General features: G+C 61.3%; 17 protein-coding genes. 7 read left to right on the forward strand and 10 right to left on the reverse strand.

Annotated features, from left to right (window positions below; translation table 11 throughout):
* Positions 1-20 precede the first annotated feature (20 nt).
* Positions 21-629: a DUF2026 family protein gene (locus BM216_RS14195; RefSeq protein ID WP_092999849.1), complete on the forward strand. Its 609-nt coding sequence runs from the start codon at positions 21-23 to the stop codon at positions 627-629.
* Positions 630-644: 15 nt separating this feature from the next.
* Here the strand turns inward: BM216_RS14195 and BM216_RS14200 are convergent, their stop codons facing one another.
* From BM216_RS14200 to BM216_RS14220, 5 genes are all read right to left on the reverse strand, one after another.
* The gene (locus BM216_RS14200; RefSeq protein WP_092999850.1) at positions 645-1847 is read right to left on the reverse strand and encodes an amidohydrolase family protein; all 1203 of its coding nucleotides are present in this window, start codon (positions 1845-1847) and stop codon (positions 645-647) included.
* A gap of 88 nt (positions 1848-1935) precedes the next feature.
* Positions 1936-2691, reverse strand: a complete 756-nt coding sequence (locus BM216_RS14205; protein ID WP_093000095.1) for an alpha/beta hydrolase — start codon at positions 2689-2691, stop codon at positions 1936-1938.
* An 80-nt stretch (positions 2692-2771) separates the two neighbouring features.
* Positions 2772-3827: an NAD(P)-dependent alcohol dehydrogenase gene (locus BM216_RS14210; RefSeq protein ID WP_092999851.1), complete on the reverse strand. Its 1056-nt coding sequence runs from the start codon at positions 3825-3827 to the stop codon at positions 2772-2774.
* A 91-nt stretch (positions 3828-3918) separates the two neighbouring features.
* Entirely contained in the window at positions 3919-4344 is a 426-nt protein-coding gene (locus BM216_RS14215) for a GlcG/HbpS family heme-binding protein (protein ID WP_093000096.1), read from the reverse strand.
* 241 nt (positions 4345-4585) lie between these two features.
* Positions 4586-5617: an extracellular solute-binding protein gene (locus BM216_RS14220; protein WP_177230791.1), complete on the reverse strand. Its 1032-nt coding sequence runs from the start codon at positions 5615-5617 to the stop codon at positions 4586-4588.
* Between the two features lie 134 nt (positions 5618-5751).
* Here BM216_RS14220 and BM216_RS14225 point away from each other — a divergent pair, with 134 nt between their 5' ends.
* The 3 genes from BM216_RS14225 to BM216_RS14235 are packed head-to-tail and all read left to right on the forward strand — an operon-like array spanning position 5752 to position 8548.
* Positions 5752-6837: an ABC transporter ATP-binding protein gene (locus tag BM216_RS14225; protein ID WP_092999853.1), complete on the forward strand. Its 1086-nt coding sequence runs from the start codon at positions 5752-5754 to the stop codon at positions 6835-6837.
* Positions 6834-7709, forward strand: coding sequence for an ABC transporter permease (locus tag BM216_RS14230; RefSeq protein WP_092999854.1), 876 nt, complete (start codon positions 6834-6836; stop codon positions 7707-7709). Before BM216_RS14225 ends, BM216_RS14230 begins: the two co-directional genes overlap by 4 nt.
* Positions 7709-8548, forward strand: coding sequence for an ABC transporter permease (locus BM216_RS14235; protein WP_244530178.1), 840 nt, complete (start codon positions 7709-7711; stop codon positions 8546-8548). The genes BM216_RS14230 and BM216_RS14235 overlap by 1 nt, the downstream gene beginning before the upstream one ends.
* A 63-nt stretch (positions 8549-8611) precedes the next feature.
* On the opposite strand, the gene BM216_RS14240 is transcribed toward BM216_RS14235, so the two are convergent.
* The 4 genes from BM216_RS14240 to BM216_RS14255 form a co-directional block, all read right to left on the reverse strand.
* The gene (locus tag BM216_RS14240) at positions 8612-9424 is read right to left on the reverse strand and encodes a type 1 glutamine amidotransferase domain-containing protein (protein ID WP_092999856.1); all 813 of its coding nucleotides are present in this window, start codon (positions 9422-9424) and stop codon (positions 8612-8614) included.
* 208 nt (positions 9425-9632) lie between these two features.
* Entirely contained in the window at positions 9633-10742 is a 1110-nt protein-coding gene (locus tag BM216_RS14245) for an NADH:flavin oxidoreductase/NADH oxidase (protein ID WP_092999857.1), read from the reverse strand.
* Between the two features lie 82 nt (positions 10743-10824).
* Positions 10825-12054: an MFS transporter gene (locus BM216_RS14250; RefSeq protein WP_092999858.1), complete on the reverse strand. Its 1230-nt coding sequence runs from the start codon at positions 12052-12054 to the stop codon at positions 10825-10827.
* 52 nt (positions 12055-12106) lie between these two features.
* Entirely contained in the window at positions 12107-12412 is a 306-nt protein-coding gene (locus BM216_RS14255; protein ID WP_092999859.1) for a putative quinol monooxygenase, read from the reverse strand.
* A 383-nt stretch (positions 12413-12795) separates the two neighbouring features.
* Between BM216_RS14255 and BM216_RS14260 the strand changes: the two genes are divergently transcribed.
* The 3 genes from BM216_RS14260 to BM216_RS14270 all read left to right on the forward strand — a co-directional run bounded on the left by BM216_RS14260 (position 12796) and on the right by BM216_RS14270 (position 18861).
* A complete protein-coding gene (locus BM216_RS14260; protein WP_092999860.1) occupies positions 12796-14346 on the forward strand; it encodes an ATP-binding protein in 1551 nt (516 codons plus the stop codon).
* Between the two features lie 183 nt (positions 14347-14529).
* Positions 14530-15906: an aldehyde dehydrogenase family protein gene (locus BM216_RS14265; protein ID WP_093000097.1), complete on the forward strand. Its 1377-nt coding sequence runs from the start codon at positions 14530-14532 to the stop codon at positions 15904-15906.
* A 111-nt stretch (positions 15907-16017) separates the two neighbouring features.
* Positions 16018-18861, forward strand: coding sequence for an ATP-binding protein (locus BM216_RS14270; RefSeq protein WP_177230792.1), 2844 nt, complete (start codon positions 16018-16020; stop codon positions 18859-18861).
* Between the two features lie 52 nt (positions 18862-18913).
* On the opposite strand, the gene BM216_RS14275 is transcribed toward BM216_RS14270, so the two are convergent.
* Positions 18914-19435 carry a helix-turn-helix transcriptional regulator gene (locus tag BM216_RS14275; RefSeq protein WP_177230793.1) on the reverse strand — a complete coding sequence of 174 codons (522 nt, stop codon included), beginning with the start codon at positions 19433-19435 and terminating at the stop codon, positions 18914-18916.
* Between the last annotated feature and the right edge of the window lie 231 nt (positions 19436-19666).

Here is a 19666-nt window from a genome sequence, read left to right on the forward strand (position 1 = left end):
CGGACTTGCGGGCGAAAACCATGTTGATCAAGCAGAGCGACTATCACCGGATCTATCGGGTCATCAACAGCCTGCTTCACAACGAGAAGGCCGACCCGGCAACGGCATCGATGTATTTCAGCACGTTCGGGGCCTTTATCCTCAAGCAGCATTACAAGCTCGATGCGGCGCCCAGAGGCGGACTTGCAGCTTATAATCTCGGCGGCACCGTCATTCTCTTCGCGGATCATCGCGAGGATGGTTACGTGACGGGGGCGGGCGAGAATTTTCACTGCTGGGTCGAGGCCGACGGCTGGGCGATCGACTTCATGGCGCCGGCATTTTCGGAAAGTGCGAAGGGACTGGCCCTGCCTTCCAGGATGTTCCAGCGGCCGCTGTCATCCATGGCGGCGTCGATCAACGACGTCAGCAATCCAGGTGACTTCTTCCTTCAGCACGAACCCCGAGCCATGGCCGGTCATTTTGCCGACTGGCAGAAACACGGGATGATCGGTGATCTCGCGACGGTCGCCGCGAAATGGTTTCGCAAGTCGCCGAAGCAGATGCCGGCTTCGATATCGATCGAGGGACCGGGTGGAAAGATGAACACGGTGTCGCTCCGCGGCAACGCACTTTCCGGCGCCTGGTAAAGATCAGCCGGCCGGTCAGCCGCTTGCGAGCCTGACCTTGCCGGCCTCCGCGACAAGGCGGCCTGCCTTGAAGACACGCCGGCCTGGCGGGAAACCGACCACAGCCTCGGGCACATGCGCGGCCTTCAACGCGACGAAATCCGCCTTCGCTCCGACCTCGATGCCATAGCCTTCGAGACGAAGCGCTTTCGCGCCCGCATTGGTCACGATGTCGAAGGCGACCGTCAGATCTTCATCGGTGAAAAAGCCGGAGCGGTAGCCGATGATCTCGGCCCGGCGCAGCATGTCGCCGTCCCCGTAGGGCCACCAGCTGTCGCGGATATTGTCGCTGCCGCTGAAGACGTTGACGCCTTCCGCCCGGAGCAATGCCACCGGCGGGAAACTGTGATGCCCTGGCGCATTGGTCATGATCGAAATGCCCGCCTTCGCAATCCGAGCTGCGATCTTTCGCGCCGCATCGGGCGCGAGATCCCCCAGCCCGTAGGCATGGCTGATGGCCACATGGCCCTGCATGCCGAGCGCCTCGGTTCTTGCGCAGATCTCCTCGATGGTGAAGGCGCCCATGCTGCCGCCCTCGTGCAGATGGATGTCGATATCGACGCCCCGCCTTTGAGCGACGCCGAAGACCACCTCCAGATGGGCGGTCACATCCCGGTCGAAGCTTGCCGGATCAAGACCGCCGACGAGATCAGCACCAAGGCCGATCGCTTCGTCCAGCAGTTCAGGCGTCCCCGGGCTCTTCAGGATGCCGCTCTGCGGAAAGGCGACGAGCTGGATATCGATAATCTCCCTGTATCGCTCCCGCACCGCAAGGATCGTCTCGAGCGACTTGAGCCCGACGGAACCATCGACCATGACGTGGCTGCGCATCTGGAGCGCGCCGTGGCCGATGCAAAGTTCAAGCTGCCTGATCGCCCGCTCGGCCATCGGTTCGGCCCTGGCCATGTTGTCAGCCTGGAAGGCGACGCGTTCATGGACATCGAAACCGTTCGTGCACGGCCGATGCGCCACCCATTTTCCGCCATAGAAGCTGGTATCGAGATGGATGTGTCCCTCGACGAAGCCCGGGACCAAGAGCTCCCCAGCGATGTCGATGTTATGGCTGCCAGCCGATTGCGGCGAGACGGGCTCGATCGCCGTGATCCGGCCGTTCTCAACGTGAATATCCCGTAGCAGGCCGTCGGCAAGCTTCGCATTGGTAAAAATGGTCATCGTCATGATCGGAGTTTAGCCGAAATTTCGACGGTTCATAGCATCTCGAATGGCGAAAGACGCGGCACAGATATTGCTGCGTCCTCACATGCACTCACTCCGCAGCCTTCACGATCAACGCCGCTACTTCCTTTGGAAACGAAAGCATCGCCACATGGCTGGACGGCACTTCGATCGCGGTCGCCCCGGCAAGCGTCACCTGGGCCTTTTCAAGTTCGGGCGAGATTACGGTATCCTTCGTCGCCACCACCATGAAGGTCGGCTTGTCGCGCCAGGCCGCGTGACTTACCGCGGTTGCGGGGCCCTTGATGTGAAACGGGCCCTGGGTGGCGGCTACGAGCGCCTGCTCCTCCGGTGTCAGGTCGGCGGCGAAATATTTGCGCACGCCTTCTTCTGAAAAGCGGAGAAAACCGTCCTCGTCCTGGGCAATCGCCTCGCGGCCCGGCGGGGCCGGAAATTTCGAGGCGATGTCGCGCGCCGACTGGCCGCTGTCCGGGGCATAGGCCGCGACATAAACGAGCGAGGCCACTTTCGGATCGTTGCCCGCCTCGGTTATGACCACCCCACCCCAGGAATGCCCGACGAGAACCACGGGCCCCTCTGCGTCGCGGATGGCACGCCTGGCCGCAGCCACGTCATCTTCCAGCGAGGTCAGCGGATTCTGGACCGCCACGACCTTCAGCCCGGCCTGTTGCAGGATCGGGATGACCTTGTTCCAGGAGGAGCCATCGGCGAACGCGCCATGAACGAGCACCGCCGTCCTGGCCTTCAAGTCGGCGGCCGCAGCCGGTTGCAGCGGCAGGCAGGTGGCATAGAACGTCACTGCCACACCCCAAAAAAGCTTGAGCATGTTCATCGAAGTTCCTTTCCGAAGACTGGACGGCGCGACAGGATCGCCGCGCCGCCATGGCTCGATCGATGGGAGGCTCGTTACATCTTGACGACCGCCCGGCCGACTATGTCGCCTGCGCGGAGCAGTTCGAGATATTCGTTAATCTGGTCGAAGGAAATCGTCTTGATCGTGTGCCGGATCTTGCCTGCAGCCGCAAGCGCCACGACCTCGCTCAGATCATTGTAACTGCCCCAGTAAGATCCCTGGAAAGTCTGTTCGCGCGACACCCGCCGAAACAGAGGGACGTCGATCCGGTCTCCGACAAGGCCGACATCGACATAGTGGCCGCTGATCCCGAGGATGTCGAAGCCGAGCTTAATCATTTCCGGCGCGCCGGCGCAGTCGATGATGGCATCCAGCTGGTTCTGGCCCGTCGCCTGGTTGAGTTCCTTGGCAATATCCGCCGATGACTTGCCCTTGACGTTGATCACGTGATCGGCGCCGTATTCCGTGGCGACCTTGAGCTTGTCGTCATTGCGGGCGAAGGCGACGACCTGCGCGCCGCCGCCGAGCAACTTTGCGTATTGGATGGCGTAGCTTCCAAGGCCCCCGATGCCGAAGACACCCAGCACGCGATCGGGTCCCAGAGCCCCGCTATCCCTCAGCTTCTTGATGCCCCGATAGGGTGTCATACCGGCGTCGGTGAGTGGCGCGAGTTCCTCGAACTTCAGACGCTTGTCGACCTTGACGAGATAGCGGGCAGGTACCGGAAGGAATTCGGAATAACCGCCATAGGGGCCGAAACCGGGCCAGCGCACATTAGCGCAGATATGCGTGTTGCCGATCTGGCAATGCCGGCAGGTGCCGTCCCCCCATCCCGGAGCCACGACGACATGATCGCCTTCCTTGAAACCCGAGGATTTCGGAACGACATCGCCGATCGCACTCACCACCCCGGTTATCTCGTGGCCGGGCGTAATCGGCCGGGGAATATCGGCGTACTGCTTGAAGTAGCCGTCCACAAGCTGGACGTCGGAACGGCACATCCCGCAGGCCTTTACCTGGACGAGGATCTCGTCGGGCTGGATATCGGGCACCGATACATCCTCGAAGACGAGAGGCTTATGGTATTCGTGCAGACGGGCCGCTTTCATTGGATCATCCTTCCATCGGGTTCATCGTTTGTGTTCATGACGCGCCATCGGCCGAGCTATGAGCCGCGGCCATATCCGCAGGCCGTCGGTTTCATGCGGCATCCGCGAGGGCTGCAATGCCCGCATCGGCCACCGCAATGTCCTGTTCGACGGTGCCGGCACTCGCGCCGATTGCCCCGATGATCTGGCCATCGCGGACAACCGGCACGCCGCCACCGAAAATGATGACATTGCCGTCGTTGCTCTGCTGGATGCCGTAAAGCGGCTCGCCCGGCTGCGACAGCTTGGCGAGGTTGGCCGTGGCATTGTCGAAGATGCGCGCCGTCACCGCTTTCTTGATGGCCAGGTCGATACTGCCGATCAGAGCGCCGTCCTGACGCACGAAGGCAACCAGATGACCACCGGCGTCGACGATGGCGACATTATAGGCGACGTCAAAACTCCTCGCCTTGGTCTCGGCAGCGAGGAGCATGCGCTTCGCATCCTCAAGTGTCAGGGTCTCGCTCACGCTTGGCATATTGCCCTCGATCATCCGACGGTCGGCCGCTGCAATACCCTTCTCGACAGGGCAAGCGTGCTCCTGACCGGCCGATGTTCTCGGCCGGCACGGCAGTGTGCGGTCTTCCTGATTTCGTTCAGATTATGGGCAAAGGGAGTAACATGAGCCGCACGACGCGGCACGTTAAGCGGCGTAAAACCAAGGGAAACCGAAAACGGTAGGCTGGCAAGAGCCGGCAATCAGACCGGACGCGACGTCGTCAACGCCCGATCTGCTTGTTCCACGCTTCGAGCCAGGCCTGCCTCGATCTGTTGATCTCGCGGAAGGACGGTATGGACAGGTCCTCGTGGCGCGTGAGCGCCCCCTTGACCGCGGGATCGAAGACAGCCTTCATGTTGACGCTGCCATAATGGGTCTTGCTCGCAAAGCAGGACTGTCCCTCGGCGCCCAGTGCGATCGTCACGAAGGTCCATGCGCTGGGGTCGGCCTTCTTCACCACCTGGATCCAGTTGAACGTGGCCGGGCCGCCGGGCGAAGGCGTGACATATTCGAAGTCCGGGTTATTCCCGTCGATGATGAAGGCCCTGGAGCGCCCATCCCAATACATCGCCGCGTCTATCTCGCCGGAACCAAGAGCATTCAGGACCTGATTGTGGTCGGCCCAGAATTCCAGCGAACCGCCGGCCATCATCCGTTTCACCCGGTCAAGGCCGGGCTGGGCGTTCCTCTCGTCCCCGCCGCTGACCCTGGTAACGTTCCAGAGACTGGAGCCCAATGACCCGGGATAGTGGATGCTCGGTATCGCAGCGGTAATTTCGCCCCGTTCCACTGCATCGTAAAAGTCGTCCCATGTGCGGATGGGTACTTTCACGGTCCTGGAATTGTAGATGACGCCCATCGCGCCATAGGTAAAGACGACGCCATAGCCTTCAGCGAAGCTGACCATGTCGGGATAGATATCCGCAAGGCCTGCGACCGGTTGGCCGGAGAAAGGCAGGACGAGCCCCTTGTCGATCATCTGGTAGGCCGTCTCCGTGGGAGCGAAGACGACATCGAAGGGCGGTGCGTCGGGATTGGCGGCAATCTGGTTCAGCCACTGGAGTGGCGCACCCAGCACGACATCGACCGTCTTTCCTGTCTGCTTTTCAAAAGGTGCGACGATGCAGCTGCGCAGCGCCTCTTCCCATACCCCGCCAAACGCGCCGACCGTGAGGTCGGCGGCGTGTACGGGGGCGGCCGCTCCCGCCTGGACAAACAGCGCTCCCAGCAATGCCAGACATGCTCTAGACATCATGCCCCCTTCGCGATCCCCATCGTGAAGCGGATGCTACCCTTCATAATTGCTTTGAGCCAGCTATAACAATTGCGGGGCCCCGCGGAACGTGGGCTGAACGTGTCGCCGCGTGACCTGAAGCGGAGTCGAGCATGATGGAATCTGTGCCGCTGACATTGCGCGGGATAGCCAAGCGATACGGCACGGCCCATGCGCTCAAGCCCACCTCCCTCGATATAGAAGCGGGCGAAATGCTCGCATTGCTCGGTCCGTCGGGATGCGGCAAGACGACGATGCTTCGGATCATCGCAGGGTTCACGGCGCCGGATACGGGACAGGTGCTGATCGGCAATATCGATGTCACTGATCTTGCGCCCAACCGCCGTGGGCTCGGCATGGTCTTCCAGAGCTACAGTCTCTTCCCGCATATGACGGTCGGCGAGAACATCGCCTACGGCCTGAAGATGCGTGGCATCAACGCGGCCGAGCGGGCGCACAAGGTCCGTGACATGCTCGATCTCGTCCGGCTCCCGGGTTTTGAAGACAGGCAGGTCAATCATCTTTCCGGTGGTCAGCAGCAGCGCGTGGCGCTGGCGCGGTCGCTCGTGACCGATCCCAAGGTCCTGCTTCTTGACGAGCCGTTAGGCGCTCTGGATCGCCAGTTGCGCGAGAACATGCAGTTCGAGCTGCGTGCCATGCAGAAGCGGCTAGGTATCACGACCATTATCGTGACCCATGACCAGGAGGAGGCACTGACCGTGTCGGACCGGATTGCCGTCATGCAGAACGGGGAGATCGTCCAGACCGGTGCGCCGACAGAGATCTACGAGCGACCGCGCAACCGGTTCGTCTCCGAATTCCTCGGAACGGTGAATATCTTCGACGGCGACCTGGTGGCCAGCCATCCGGACGATTGCTGGAGCGTTCGCCTCGCGCTGCCCGGCGCGCCGGTGGTGAAGGTCGCGGGCTCACAGGGCCTTTCCGTATCGAAGAGCGTACGCGTGGCCGTGCGCCCCGAGCGCCTGCGGCTGAATGGCAGCAACGAGACCTTCAGGGCCTGCATTCGGAGCAGCGTCTTTCGTGGCAGCTATCACGCCTATGAGCTGGATATCGCCGGCATCGGCGGGCCGGTCTACGTCCACAGCAACGAGCCGGTCGAGGTCGGCGACGATGGCATGGTCGGGGTCGCGTGGCCACAGGGCCACGCCGTCATGTTCGGGCGGGATGATGGCCGATGAGCGATGAGACCTGCCCTGGGGTCGCGCCCGAAGAGCCGGCGGCATTTCGTCGTGAACGATCGTTCCGACTTGCGTCGGTATCCTGGGCCATGCCCGCGCTGATCTTTCTTCTGATCTTCCTGGTGCTCCCGCTACTCGCCAACATCGCACGAAGCCTGCCCTTGGAAGACCCATTCCAGCATTACGCGCGGCTTTTGGGGGATGCCTATTACCTTGGCATCGTGAGGCAGACCATCAAGGTTCCGGCTCTGACTGCAGTCGCATGTCTCATCATCGGCTATCCGGTCGCCTATTTCATGGTGCGCCATGCCGGCAGGTGGAATGCCCTCATCGTCTTCCTGCTGATAGCACCTCTCCTGACCTCCACCATCATGAGAACCTTCGGCTGGACCGTTCTCCTTGGGCGGCGCGGGCTGGTGAATGCCTGGATGAGCGACTTCGGGATGATCGACAAGGCAGTCAACATGGTCAACACAGAATGGGCCGTCTATCTCGGTCTCGTCCATGTCCTGTCGCCCTTCATGGTCCTTTCCGTCAGCTCGGTTCTGCAGGGGATCGACCGGCGGCTGGAGGAATCGGCGCAGATACTGGGCGCAGGCAGGCTGCGGGTATTCCTGACCATCACCCTTCCACTCAGTCTCGACGGGATCGCAACGGGCTGCATCCTCGTCTTCGTGCTCGCAAGCGGCAGTTTTCTCAGCATGCTCCTGCTTGGCGGCGGCAAGGTCACCACCCTGTCACTCCTCATCTACCAGCAGTTCACCTTGACGCAGGATATCGGCTTCGCCGCGGCCATGGGTAATGTCCTGCTGCTGCTGAGCTTGATCTGCATGGCCATCCAGCTGCGGTTCCTGCGCAGGAGGGGCGTCTGATGATGTATGACCTGGTGAGCGACCATCCGGCGCCGCGGCGGCGAAAGCGCTTTCGCTGGAGCCGCATCCTGCTGGCGATCTATGTCCTGCTTTTCCTTCTATTTCTGCTGGCGCCGATCACCGCCGTGGTGGCGGTTTCGTTTTCGTCCGCAAACTTCATCGCCCTGCCGATGCCGGGTCTCAGCCTGCGATGGTATGAGCGGATCGTCGGCTATGAGCCCTTCCTGCAGTCGCTGATCGTCAGCCTGGAAGTTGCCGCCATTTCGGCGCTTGCCGGCCTGGTTCTCGGCGTACCGGCAGCCCTTTGGGTCGCGCGCGATCGCGGCGTACTGGCGCGCGCCATCATGAGCCTGATGCTGGCGCCGATTTCGGTGCCGGCCATGCTTCTCGGCTTCTCGCTTCTCTATCTGCTGTCGGCAATGACGATCGGCATCTCGTTTCTCGCCCTCTGCATCACCCATACCGTCGTAGCGATCCCCTATGTCGCGCGTACCGTTCTGGCGGTCTATCGGTCCCTGCCGGTGGAATACGAGGAGGCGGCAGCGGTTCTGGGCGCATCGCGCCTGCGCATCCTTTTCGACATCGTCCTGCCGCTGATCAAGCCGGCCATCTTTGCCGGCACGATGTTTTCGGTGCTGATGTCGTTCGACAATCTGTCGCTTTCGTTCTTCTTCGGAGGCGCTGCGACGAGCACGCTTCCCGTCGTCATGCTGAGCTACATGCAGAACCAGTTCGATCCTTCGATCGCCGCGATCGCGACCGTACAGATGCTGATCGCGGTGCTCGCGCTCGGTATCGTCAATTGGATCTATGGAATAGAAAAACTCACCGCGGCCTGATTTAGACAGGCCGCGGTGAGTTGATGGAAAAAGTCGTTGGAGCGCCTTCGCCCCCGTGGTGCATCATGCCACGCGCGCGCTCGAAGGCGCGTCGGCTATCGCCTTCAGGAGCGTTTCCGCCAACTGGTGGTCTGAACGAGGGTTCTGGCCGGTTATCAGCTCACGATCATGCACGACATAGGGCTGGAAGTCGCGTTCGCTGCGGCTGACGAGACCACCGGCAGCCTGAAGCGCATCAACGACGTGGAACTGCATCTTGTCATGCAGAATCTCGTCCTCGATGTATTTCTCCTCCTCGTTGGTGAAGATCGTCATTCGATAACCCGTGTAAGGCCATCCCTTGGCGGCAGCGGCTTTTGCTGCCGTGATATCGCCGGTCTCCATCGCCTTGCGGAAAGTCTTCATCTCGGTCAGCGCCGCAGTCAGCGCGATCGGTCCGTGGCAGAGAAGCGCCGTCGGCTTGGAATGCTCGTGGAAATACCGGAGGATCTTTCCGAAGTCCTCGTCCTGCGCCATGTCGACGATCGGCGCCTGCCCGCCGGGAACGAAGACCGCGACATAGTTCTCCAGGCCTTCCGCCACCACCGCCTTTAGGGTTTTCGGCTTCTGCATGGCCGGATCGTTGTCGAAGAAGGCCGCGGCCTTCTCGAACGCGGCCTCGTCGTTTCCGAAATGGCCCGCCGCCGCGGATACCTCGTCGATGATCGGCTTGGTGCCGGTCGGCGTTGCGAGCACGTAATCATATCCAGCGTCCTTCGCCGTCATGACCGGGACGACCAGTTCGTTGAGGTAGGTGCCGGTCTTCCCAAGCTTCCCGGATGCGAGCGGAATACGGTCGGCCGCCGACACGGCCACGAGAATAGTCCCCTTGCTCATGAATGCCTCCATTGCTTCGTCTGGGTGTGTTGAACTTGCCGAGTGCGGATATTCGTTGCGGGCCATCAGGGCACGCCGATCGGCTCTCCTTACGGGCTTCGTGCCTGCCACTCTGATCCTATCCTAGGGGCCGCTCGTCGGTGGCCGAAGTAAAGCGCGGTGAAAGACGGTGAATCCGGCGCATTCGAGGAGGCGGCATGCATCCGCATCACTCGCTCTCGAACAGATCCCGGTAGCGACCGGGCTGCGAACGCAGATACTGCCGCGCCACGCGCACTTTCGCGCCAAGATGTGCCGCGGCATGCCACGGCCAGTTCGGATCGAAGATGATGGTTCTTGCCAGTGCGATCATGTCGGCGTCACCTGTTCCGATGATCGCCTCCGCCTGATCGTAGCCCGTGATCAGGCCGACCGCGACGACGGGGATCTTCACGACCTGCTTCACGGCCCGGGCGAAAGGTACCTGGTAGCTCGGCCCGGCTGGAATGCGCTGGTCGGGATGCAGCCCACCGGTCGAGATGTGCAGGACGTCGCAGCCGCCATTTTCCAGCGCCTGCGACAGTGTCAGGATCTGATCGAGTTCGAGCCCGCCCTCCACCCAGTCCGTCGCGGACAACCTTACGGAGACCGGCTTCTCCGCCGGAAAGGCGGCGCGGACGGCTTCGAAGACTTCGACAGGGAAGCGGATGCGGTTCTCCAGCGACCCGCCATATTCGTCCTGCCGCCTGTTGGTCAGCGGGGAAAGAAACTGATGCAGCAAGTAGCCATGCGCCGCATGGAGCTGGACGAGATCGACCCCGGCTTTCGATGCACGCGTGGCGGCGACGGCGAAGGCATTGCGGATGACCCGCAAATCGTCGCGGTCCAGGGCAGCGGGCACGATGGCTGCTCCCTGATGATAGGGGATCGCCGATGGCGCGACTGTCGCCCAGCCCAGTTCATGGGCGGGATCGAACTGTGCTCCCCCCTTCCACGGCACCTCGGTGGAGGCCTTTCGTCCGGCATGGCTCAACTGGATGCCGATCGGCATGTCCGACCAGCGACGGATGCTCTCCAACGTAAGAGCCATCGCCGCCAGGGTCTGATCGTTCCACAACCCGACATCAGCATAGGTAATGCGTCCCTCCGGCATCACGGCAGTCGCCTCGATGGTCAGAAGAGCTGCGCCGGAGAGCGAGAGCTTGCCGAGGTGAATGAGATGCCAGTCGTTCATGCACCCGTCTTCGGCCGAATATTGGCACATCGGTGCGATGATGATCCGATTGGCAAGAGTAAGGTTGCGGATACGGATGAGTTCGAAAAGGTGCGCGCGTGCCACAGCTCGGTCTCCGTCGGCTCCATGTACTGCGTCTGTGGACGGGCCTGGTCCGGGACGCCGGACTAGCCCTGTCCGGGCACTTTCATGCCGCGGCCAGGCGGCGGGCACGCGGCATGGTGATCGCAAAGACGATGAGGCCAAGCCGTGTCAGGGCGAAGCCGGCCCAGACAGCTGACAGCAAGCCGTAACCTGCTGCGATCGCTGCGCCGCCGGCCCAGGCTCCTACGGCGTTCGCGACGTTGAGCGCGGCAAGGTTCATCGCGCCCATCAGGCTCGGCGCCTCGGGCGCGACGCTCGTCAGCCGCACCTGGATGGTGGGGATGGCGATCATCATCGTCGCGCCGACGCCGAACAGTCCCGCCATCATCAGCACCGCATTCGAGCCGAAATAGGCAAGGACGGCGAGCACGGCCAACGCGCTTCCGAAACCGAGCACGAGACCCATGGCGGGATGGGTATCGGCAATCCTGCCGCCGATGAGATTGCCCGTCGTCATGCCGAGGCCGAAGAGTGCCAATGCGACAGGGATCCAGCCTCGATCAATTCTGAGCACGTCGGTCACGAACGGTCCGATGAAGGTGTAGACGGCGAAGATGCTTGCAACGCCGAGCGCTGCCACCAGCATCATGCCCCAAACAGGGCCCTTGCGCAGCGAATTCAGTTCCTGGGCGATCGGCCCACCGTCCAGCGCAGCGGTCTTCGGAACCCATACCCATAGCGCGATCAACGCCAGGACGCCGGCTCCTGCGACGCTGAAATAGGTGTTGCGCCAGCCGAGGTTCTGGCCAAGCAGCGTGGCGATGGGCGAACCGACTATGGTGGCGACCGTCAGGCCCGTCATGACCAGGGCGAATGCCTTGCCGCCATGTCCCGGACCGACGATGTAGGAAGCAACGACGGCGCCGGCACCGAAATAGGCGCCCTGCGGCATTCCGCTGATGAACCGAGCGATTGCGAACATCCCGAGATTGGCCGCAAGCGCCGACAGGATATTGCCGATGATGAAGAGGGCCATCAAACCGAGAAGCAGGCTTTTCCGGTTGACCCGAGCGGCAGCAAGCGTCACCAGTGGGGCGCCTATCACGACACCGAAAGCATAGGCGGTTATAGCATTGGTCGCGGCCGGAATACTGATTTCCAGGCTGTCCGCGAAAAGCTGCAGCACGCCCATGCTGGCAAATTCCGATGTGCCGATACAGAAGCTGCCGAACGCCAGCGCAAAAAGCGTGAGGCCGCGCCGTGCCTGCTGCGCCTTATCCGTACAATGGACCTCTACCGCCCTGCATTGAGGTTCGAATGCCTTCTGGAACATGGCTCGCTTCCCACTCCTGATCCTTGATGTATTCGCTGTGAACCGGCCATCCCTATGGAGGCGTCAGAATATCGACGGGCGTAACAAGGAGCGCGGTCCGCGAGGCCAGTTCGCCGACACGCGCCGTGTAACTCTGGAAATGCGGAGAGGCACGATGGGCGGCAACGGCCTGTTCATCGACATAAAGTTCATCGAGCACGAAACGGCGCGGTTCTGCCGCTTCCCGCCAGAGATCGTACCGCAGATTGCCCGCCTCACCACGCGAGGGTGTCACCATGGCACGCAACAGATCTTCGAGTTCCGCTTCCCGCCCCTCTTGGGCGACGAACAACGCGACGGTCTTCATCGGTGAACTCATGCAAGGCACCTTCCAAAGCTCGGCCTGAACCCGGCGTTTCGGGCGATCGCCCTGAAAACCGGTTTCCGCTCTTCACGTGTGTCGGCATGCCCCGGCTTTCATCGCCACGCCCTGAGCCCATAATGCTCTTCGAGCAGCACAACCGTACCCTTGCATGATCCCTGCCGGGCGCAGCGTTAAACGCTGTAAATTGGTGTGAAAAGATAAATCCACTTCAATTCCGGTATCAATTTATAATTGCAATTTCCGGCACGATCCATCTTTGCGCGACCCTTTAACCTCTTTTAACCGCGCTTGGCGTTCGAACCACGCTGGCGGAGATTCAAAGCCCGACACAGGAGGTAAGATGTCGAACGTGTAACCAACTCGACGGGGTACGCTTCATGGACGGCATTTATGTATTCGGCCCATATCGTCTCTATCCGAGCGCACGCATCCTGAGGCGCGGTGGCGATGACGTCATGATGGGAAGCCGGGCCTTCGACCTGCTGGTTGCCCTCGTGCTCCATGGCGGCGAGGTCGTTTCTCACCGACAGCTGATCGGCATCGCCTGGCAGGGGCTCAATGTCGAGGATTCGAACGTCCGGGTGCAGATGGCCAATCTTCGCCGTGAACTGGAATGTGGTGTGGAGGGGGCCCGCTATGTCATCAGCATACCGGGTCGTGGCTATTGCTTTGTCGCACCGATCCAGCGGCTGGCGTCGGATGATCTTCCGCTTGAGGATAAAGCCGCGCCGCCAGGTATCAGGAATGCCACCGTTCCACAGTGGCAACATGCTCGCCTGCCGCATCCCCATGAGCATGTCCTTGGACGGGACGAAAACATCGACGACCTCAAGCGGGCAGTCGCCACGCGTCGCTTCATTACCGTGGTTGGCCCGGGCGGCATCGGCAAGACCACGCTTGCCATTCTCGTGGCCCATGCCCTGGATGGCGCATCGCGTTCAGCTCATTTCATAGATCTGAGCTGCGTCGAGGACGGTTCGCTCGTCTGTGATGCGGTTGCTCGGGGCCTCGGGATCCCTGATGCCGGCGATGATTGCCTTCAGGCATTGATCTCGCCGCTCTCAACAGGACCGCGCCTTCTCATTCTCGACAATTGCGAGCATGTCATCGAGGATGTTGCCGAGCTCGTGCAGGTAATCCTCGACAACACCCCGGATGTGCATGTGCTTCTGACCAGCCGTGAGGCTCTGCGGCTGAAAGGTGAAGTGGTTTACATTCTGCGGCCCCTTGCATCGCCGCCGCATACCGGGCGGCTCTCGGCAAGGCAGGCACTGGATTGGCCGGCAGTCACGCTGTTCATGGAGCGCGCCTATGACGGCGGGCACCACCAGCCATTGACCGATGAGCAGGCGCTGATCGTTGCCGCGATCTGCCGCCGGCTCGACGGAAATCCGCTCGCGATCGGGCTGGTCGCAAGTCGGGTCGGCACCTACGGCTTCGAAAGAGCGGCCGAGCTGTTGACCAACCAGCTGGCCCTCAGATGGCGCGGCAGCCGAGATGCTGCTCCCCGTCATCAAACCGTCGAGGCCATGTTGAACTGGAGCTATGATCTGCTGCCCGAGCGCCATCGGAGGGTGCTGCGTCGACTATCGATCTTCGCAGGTGAATTCTCGATCGATGCCGCAGCGTCCGTTGCCAGTGACGACGAAACGGAGGACGCAGAGATCGTCGAGATCATCGGCGAACTGGTCGACAAGTCCTTGATCGCGCTTCATGCCGATGATGGCCCTATCCGCTTCCGGCTGCTCGATGTCACAAGAACCTATGCAGGCATGAAACTGGCTGCGTCGGGAGAGACACCGCGCATGCACAGGCTGCATTCGGTTATTCATATGCAAGAACCGAAACGTGGTGAAACGCGAGTGGAGCCCGCCTGGCGCCCGCCTTCATTCCCGTGGGACACCGAATGCAGGTCATCCATGGCTTAGGCGGGCGATTCACGAGGTTTGACGGTGTTTGACTTCGGCGATGGCCTCTGACGGGTTATTTTCCGCATAATAGCTGACGACGAACTCCGCTGGGAGATGTACTCGCCGCGAAATCCGGCGACGTCCTATCGAACCAATCGCTATTCCCTTGATTAACCGGCCAAGTCTTGAATGGGGCTCATGATGATTGATGTCGTGCAGGCTTTTGACCGCTCTCCGATCACCTCGCTGCAAGCCGATGACGCCACCTTGCTTGAAAAGAAGCTGGCCATAGCCTTCGGTCGGTTCAAGGATCGGGAAAACTGGCTGAAGCCTTATCAACGCATCGAGATCCTCCACAGGCTTGCGACACTGGTTCAGTCGCAGCGGGAGGATTTCGGCAGGCTGATCGCGCGCGAGGGAGGCAAGCCGCGCACCGATGCCCTGATCGAGACCGATCGCGCTATTGACGGCATCCGCAGTGCAGCCGATCTGCTTCGGACATGGGCAGGCCACGAAATCCCGATGGGGCTGACCGCAGCAAGCACGGACAGGCGTGCCTGGACCCTGCCCGAACCGATCGGCGTCGTGGCGGCGATCGCAGCCTTCAATCATCCCCTGAACCTTGTCGTGCATCAGATCGCGCCGGCCATTGCCACCGGTTGCCCGATCATCATCAAGCCTGCCTCCTCCACCCCGCTCAATTGCGTTGAACTGGTCAGGCTCGTCCATGAGGCGGGAATGCCGGAGGGTTGGGTGCAGACCTTCCTGCCTGAAGACCGCGGGCTCGCCGAAACATTCGCGACCGATCCGCGGATCGCCTTCCTGAGCTTCATCGGGTCTGCCAAGGTCGGCTGGCAGCTCCGCTCGAAACTGGCGCCCGGAACGCGCTGCGCACTCGAACACGGAGGTGTCGCCCCGTTGATTGTCGACAAGACCGTCGATCTCGAGCGGATCATCGAGCCGATTGCCAAGGGCGGCTATTATCATGCCGGACAGGTTTGCGTGTCGGTGCAGCGCATCTACCTGCACAGCAAGGTGCAGGACGAGTTCATAGATCGCTTCACCGCCCGTGTCGCCGCGCTCAGGAATGGCGATCCTCTGCTTGCCGAAACCGAAGTCGGGCCGCTGATCACGCCCAGGGAGGCGGACAGGGTCGAGCAATGGATCAACGAAGCCATCGCGGGCGGAGCAAAGCTGTTCGGCGGAGGGCGTTTCAGCGAGACGACGCTTACTCCCGCCGTCCTGGTCAGCCCGCCGAAGAATGCAAAAGTGTCGACGCTGGAAGTATTCGGGCCGCTGACCTGCATCTTTCCCTCCGACACGCTGGACGAGGCGATCGCCGAGGCGAATTCGTTGCCGGTGGCATTCCAGTCGAGCATTTTCACGCAGGATCTCCAGGCAGCCTTCCATGCAGCCGAACGGCTCGACGCCTCCGCCGTGATGATCAACGACCATACCGCCTTCCGCACGGACTGGATGCCCTTTGCCGGTCGGCACGAGTCCGGATACGGCATCGGTGGAATACCTTACACAATGCGGGAAATGACGGCTGAAAAGATGGTGGTTTTCAGATTGTAGGATTTCGCCTCGAAGACGGGATCCGACCGCCGACGCGCCAAGCGCAAAAATTTCTCGAACGTGTTCATGGCATGCTATTCTGGGTTGCCACATCCAGAGCGAGGTCACAACTTGGACAGTTCGAGCATTTCCAGTGCAGCGGGCCTCGTTCGCATGTTCGGGCCCTTCAGACTCTATCCAGACCAGCAGTTGCTGCTTCGCGGCGAAAATCCGGTGAAGCTCGGCGGGCGCGGTTTCGACCTGCTCAACCTGCTCGTCGAACGCCAAGGCGAGGTCGTGAGCAAGCGAGAGCTTATCGCCGCGACATGGCCGGACACGTTCGTGCAGGAGAGCAATCTCAAGGTCAATATGTTCAGCCTGAGGAGAGCTCTCGGAGAGGCTTCGGGCATATCGAATTATATCGTCACCGTTCCCGGTCGCGGCTACCGCTTCATCGCCCCTGTTCGCACGAGCCGGGAGGCAAAACCGGCTGCGCCATCCGTGCAGCATCGGCAGTTGCCACAGCTGGGCGAGATCATCGGGCGGAGCCGCGAAATCGGCAGCATTCTGGAGAAGCTGCGCGACAACCGCCATGTCACCATCGTCGGCACCGGCGGGGTGGGCAAGACCACACTCGCAATCGCGGCTGCACAACATTGCCGTGATGATTTCCCGGATGGCATCTGCATGGTGGATCTCTCCGTCATCGACGACCCGATGCTGGTTCCGGCGACGATCGCCTCGGCGCTCAGGCTGCGTAGCGGGGCTGCCGACCACATGGATGCCGTCACCGACTTCCTGCAGCACCGACGGATGCTGATCCTGCTGGACAATTGCGAGCACGTGCTTCACGCGGCCGCGATCCTATCGACGCGACTTGCAGCCGCAAGCAGATGCGGACTGCTCGCGACCAGCAGGGCACCTCTGGCAACAACGACCGAACAGGTATTCTGGCTGGAGCCGCTGGGTTATCCGCCGACCGATCGCGACATGACACCTGACGAAGTACAGCAATATCCCGCCGCGCGGCTGCTGATCCAGCGGGCGTTCGACGTGGCGGGATACAAGGCACGCGATGAGGACGTTTCGGCGCTGGCCCGGATCTGCCGATCACTCGATGGCATTCCGCTCGCCATCGAGCTTGCCGCCGGCAAGCTTGCAAGGCACGGGGCGACCGAGCTGCTGTCCATGCTCCATGACCATCTCGCAATCCTAGAGCGCAGGGACGCGGGCGTTCCCCATCGGCAAAGAACCCTTTCGGCAACGATCGACTGGAGCTATCGGCTGCTGACCAGGGAAGAGGCCGCGCTCTTTCAGGCGATTTCGATATTCGCCGGGACGTTCAGCGCAGCAGACGTGGTCGCGATCGCCGTCGGTATGGAGTTGAGTGCAGCAGGCGTCGCCGCCGCACTCGGCAGCCTCATCGCCAAATCGCTCGTGGCAGCGACGGCCGACGATCAGGACATGCGCTATCGCCTGCTCGATACGACCCGGCGCTATGCACTGGAACAGCTCAGGCAGCATCCACTTTATGAAAAAGTCTGCCGGGCCCATGCCGAACGTATGGTCGAAATCTTCGAACGGTCGGAGCGCGAATGGGATTGGCGGGAGCCGGAGGAATGGTCTGCCTCCTACCAGGACCGATTGCCGGATCTCAGAAAAGCGCTGTACTGGACCTTCAGGCAGGACGGCGATGCCGAGATAGGCGTTCGGCTGACGATCGCCTCGATCCCGGTCCTTTTCAAGATTTCCGCCATGGCGGAGGTGGGGGAAAGGGCGCTCGAGGCCATGCGCCATCCGGTATCGGACTTTCAGCGGATGAAGCTTGCAAGTTCCCATGCATGGAGCATGCTCTATGCCGCCAAAAGAGAATATGCCGCTGAACGCTCATGGCAGGATGCCATCGAATTCGCCAAGCGCAACGGCGATATCGATTATCAGCTGCGCGGCCTTCTCGGTTACTCGTTCCACCTCAGCGGGACCGGCCGGCTCGACCAGTCGCTCGAGCGGTTGACGCAATTTCGCAGCCTCGCCAGGGACAATCCAGGTTCGCCCGCAGCAGCGGACGGAGAGCGGTTCTTTGCCTTCGTCAACGCCTATCTCGGCAATCTGAACAAGGCACAGCGGATACTGGATCGCCTCGTTCTCGCCACGCTGAAGCCGGGGCAAAGGTCACGCATGGCCGGTTTCCAGGTCGATCGCTATATCGGCACGCGCACCTATCTCTCATTCGTGTCATGGCTTACCGGCCGTCCACGCTATGCCGCGCGCATCGCGGAAGAGGGAATTCACGCCGCGAGCGAACTCGGGCATCTCGTCTCCCAGTCGAATGTCCTTGCCATGTCGGCCCTGCCGATCGCGTTCTGGAACGGCGATATCGAGGCGATGGATTCCTATGCGGCACATCTGAAGGCAAATCTCGATCTCGAAACCACCGGCCTCTGGAAGCCGATCATGCGTTTCTATTGCGAGGTCCTCGCGGAACTGCGCGACGGCTCAGCCAATACCGACACCATGTTTGCCATCGTGGAAGAGCTCGTCGCCGCACGCTTCACCATTCGCCTCGGCTTCTATCTCGGCGTCATCGCGGAAATATTCCTCTCACGCGGGCAAGTGGCTGAAGCCGGCAGTCAGCTGCAAAGGGCCTTCGACTACCAACAGCGACAGAATGAACGTTGGTCGCTTTCAGAACTGCTGCGCATAAAGGCCGCCATCCTGGCAAGAGACGGCAATATAGTCGGTGCGGAAATCGTGCTGGAGAATGCACTTCTCGAAGCAAGGTCGAGTGGGGCCAAATCCTTCGAGCTGCGGATCGCCACCGATCTGGCGAACCACCACATCGAGGCCGGGCAACCCGACCAGGCGGTGCGTACCATCGAGCCGATATTGACACGCTTCGTGGACGGCACAACGACCAGAGACCTTGCCGCCGCCGCCAGGACCCTCGAACTCGCCACCATGTTACGCCGCGGGTGATGACGCTCTGAAAGCAAGCGGACGGACAGCCGCAGGAGGTGCGCATTCTCATCTACGTCGCCAGCGACAAAACCTGCCCTCCGATCGCTCCCTTCACCCCCGCGGCGCAAGCATCCCGGCGCCACTCGGAAGGCGATTGATCCATGTAGCTATGAAACAGCCTGCAGAAATGCGACTGGTCCGAGCATCCGACATCGAGCGCGATCTCGGCAAGTGGATCGGATGACTGACGCATCAGAAATTTCGCCTTTTCCATGCGCCTGCGCAGCACATATCGATATGGCGTGTCCTCGAAAGTCAGCTTGAAGGCGCGCGAGAAATGGCTCGGGCTCAGACCAGCCAGCGTGGCGATATCATCGACACGGATGGTACGCCCAAGGTTTGCCTCGACGTAGAAAACGACCTTTCGCACCTGCCAGAACAGAAGGCCCTTGACGCGTTGCCGCGCGTTTGCAACCGGCGTATCCCGCAACACAGGCTCACGGCCTGCAACGGCGCCCAATATCGATTGCGCGTCTGGATGAACCTGCGGGAGATAGCCGCCATGGCTGTTTTGGCTGAAACACTGCTCCATGGAAGCCACCCTGTATCCGGATCCCATTGACTGATCCGATGGTGCAGCGGGAGACCGCGTGGCGCGAGTCAAAGGCCGTTAAGTCGCGTGGAATGGTGCAAGGAAAGGTGGCCCCCTCCGAGCCATCGACACGCGGCTTCAGCGGAATAAGCGCGCTCATATCATTGAACCAATTGCCATTTGCTCCGCATGATGATGCACCGCACTTTCTTCCGGAAGCGCTTGCGACGA

Origin of the sequence: Rhizobium sp. NFR07 (assembly GCF_900111905.1) — a bacterium.
In the GTDB taxonomy this organism is placed as follows: domain Bacteria; phylum Pseudomonadota; class Alphaproteobacteria; order Rhizobiales; family Rhizobiaceae; genus Neorhizobium.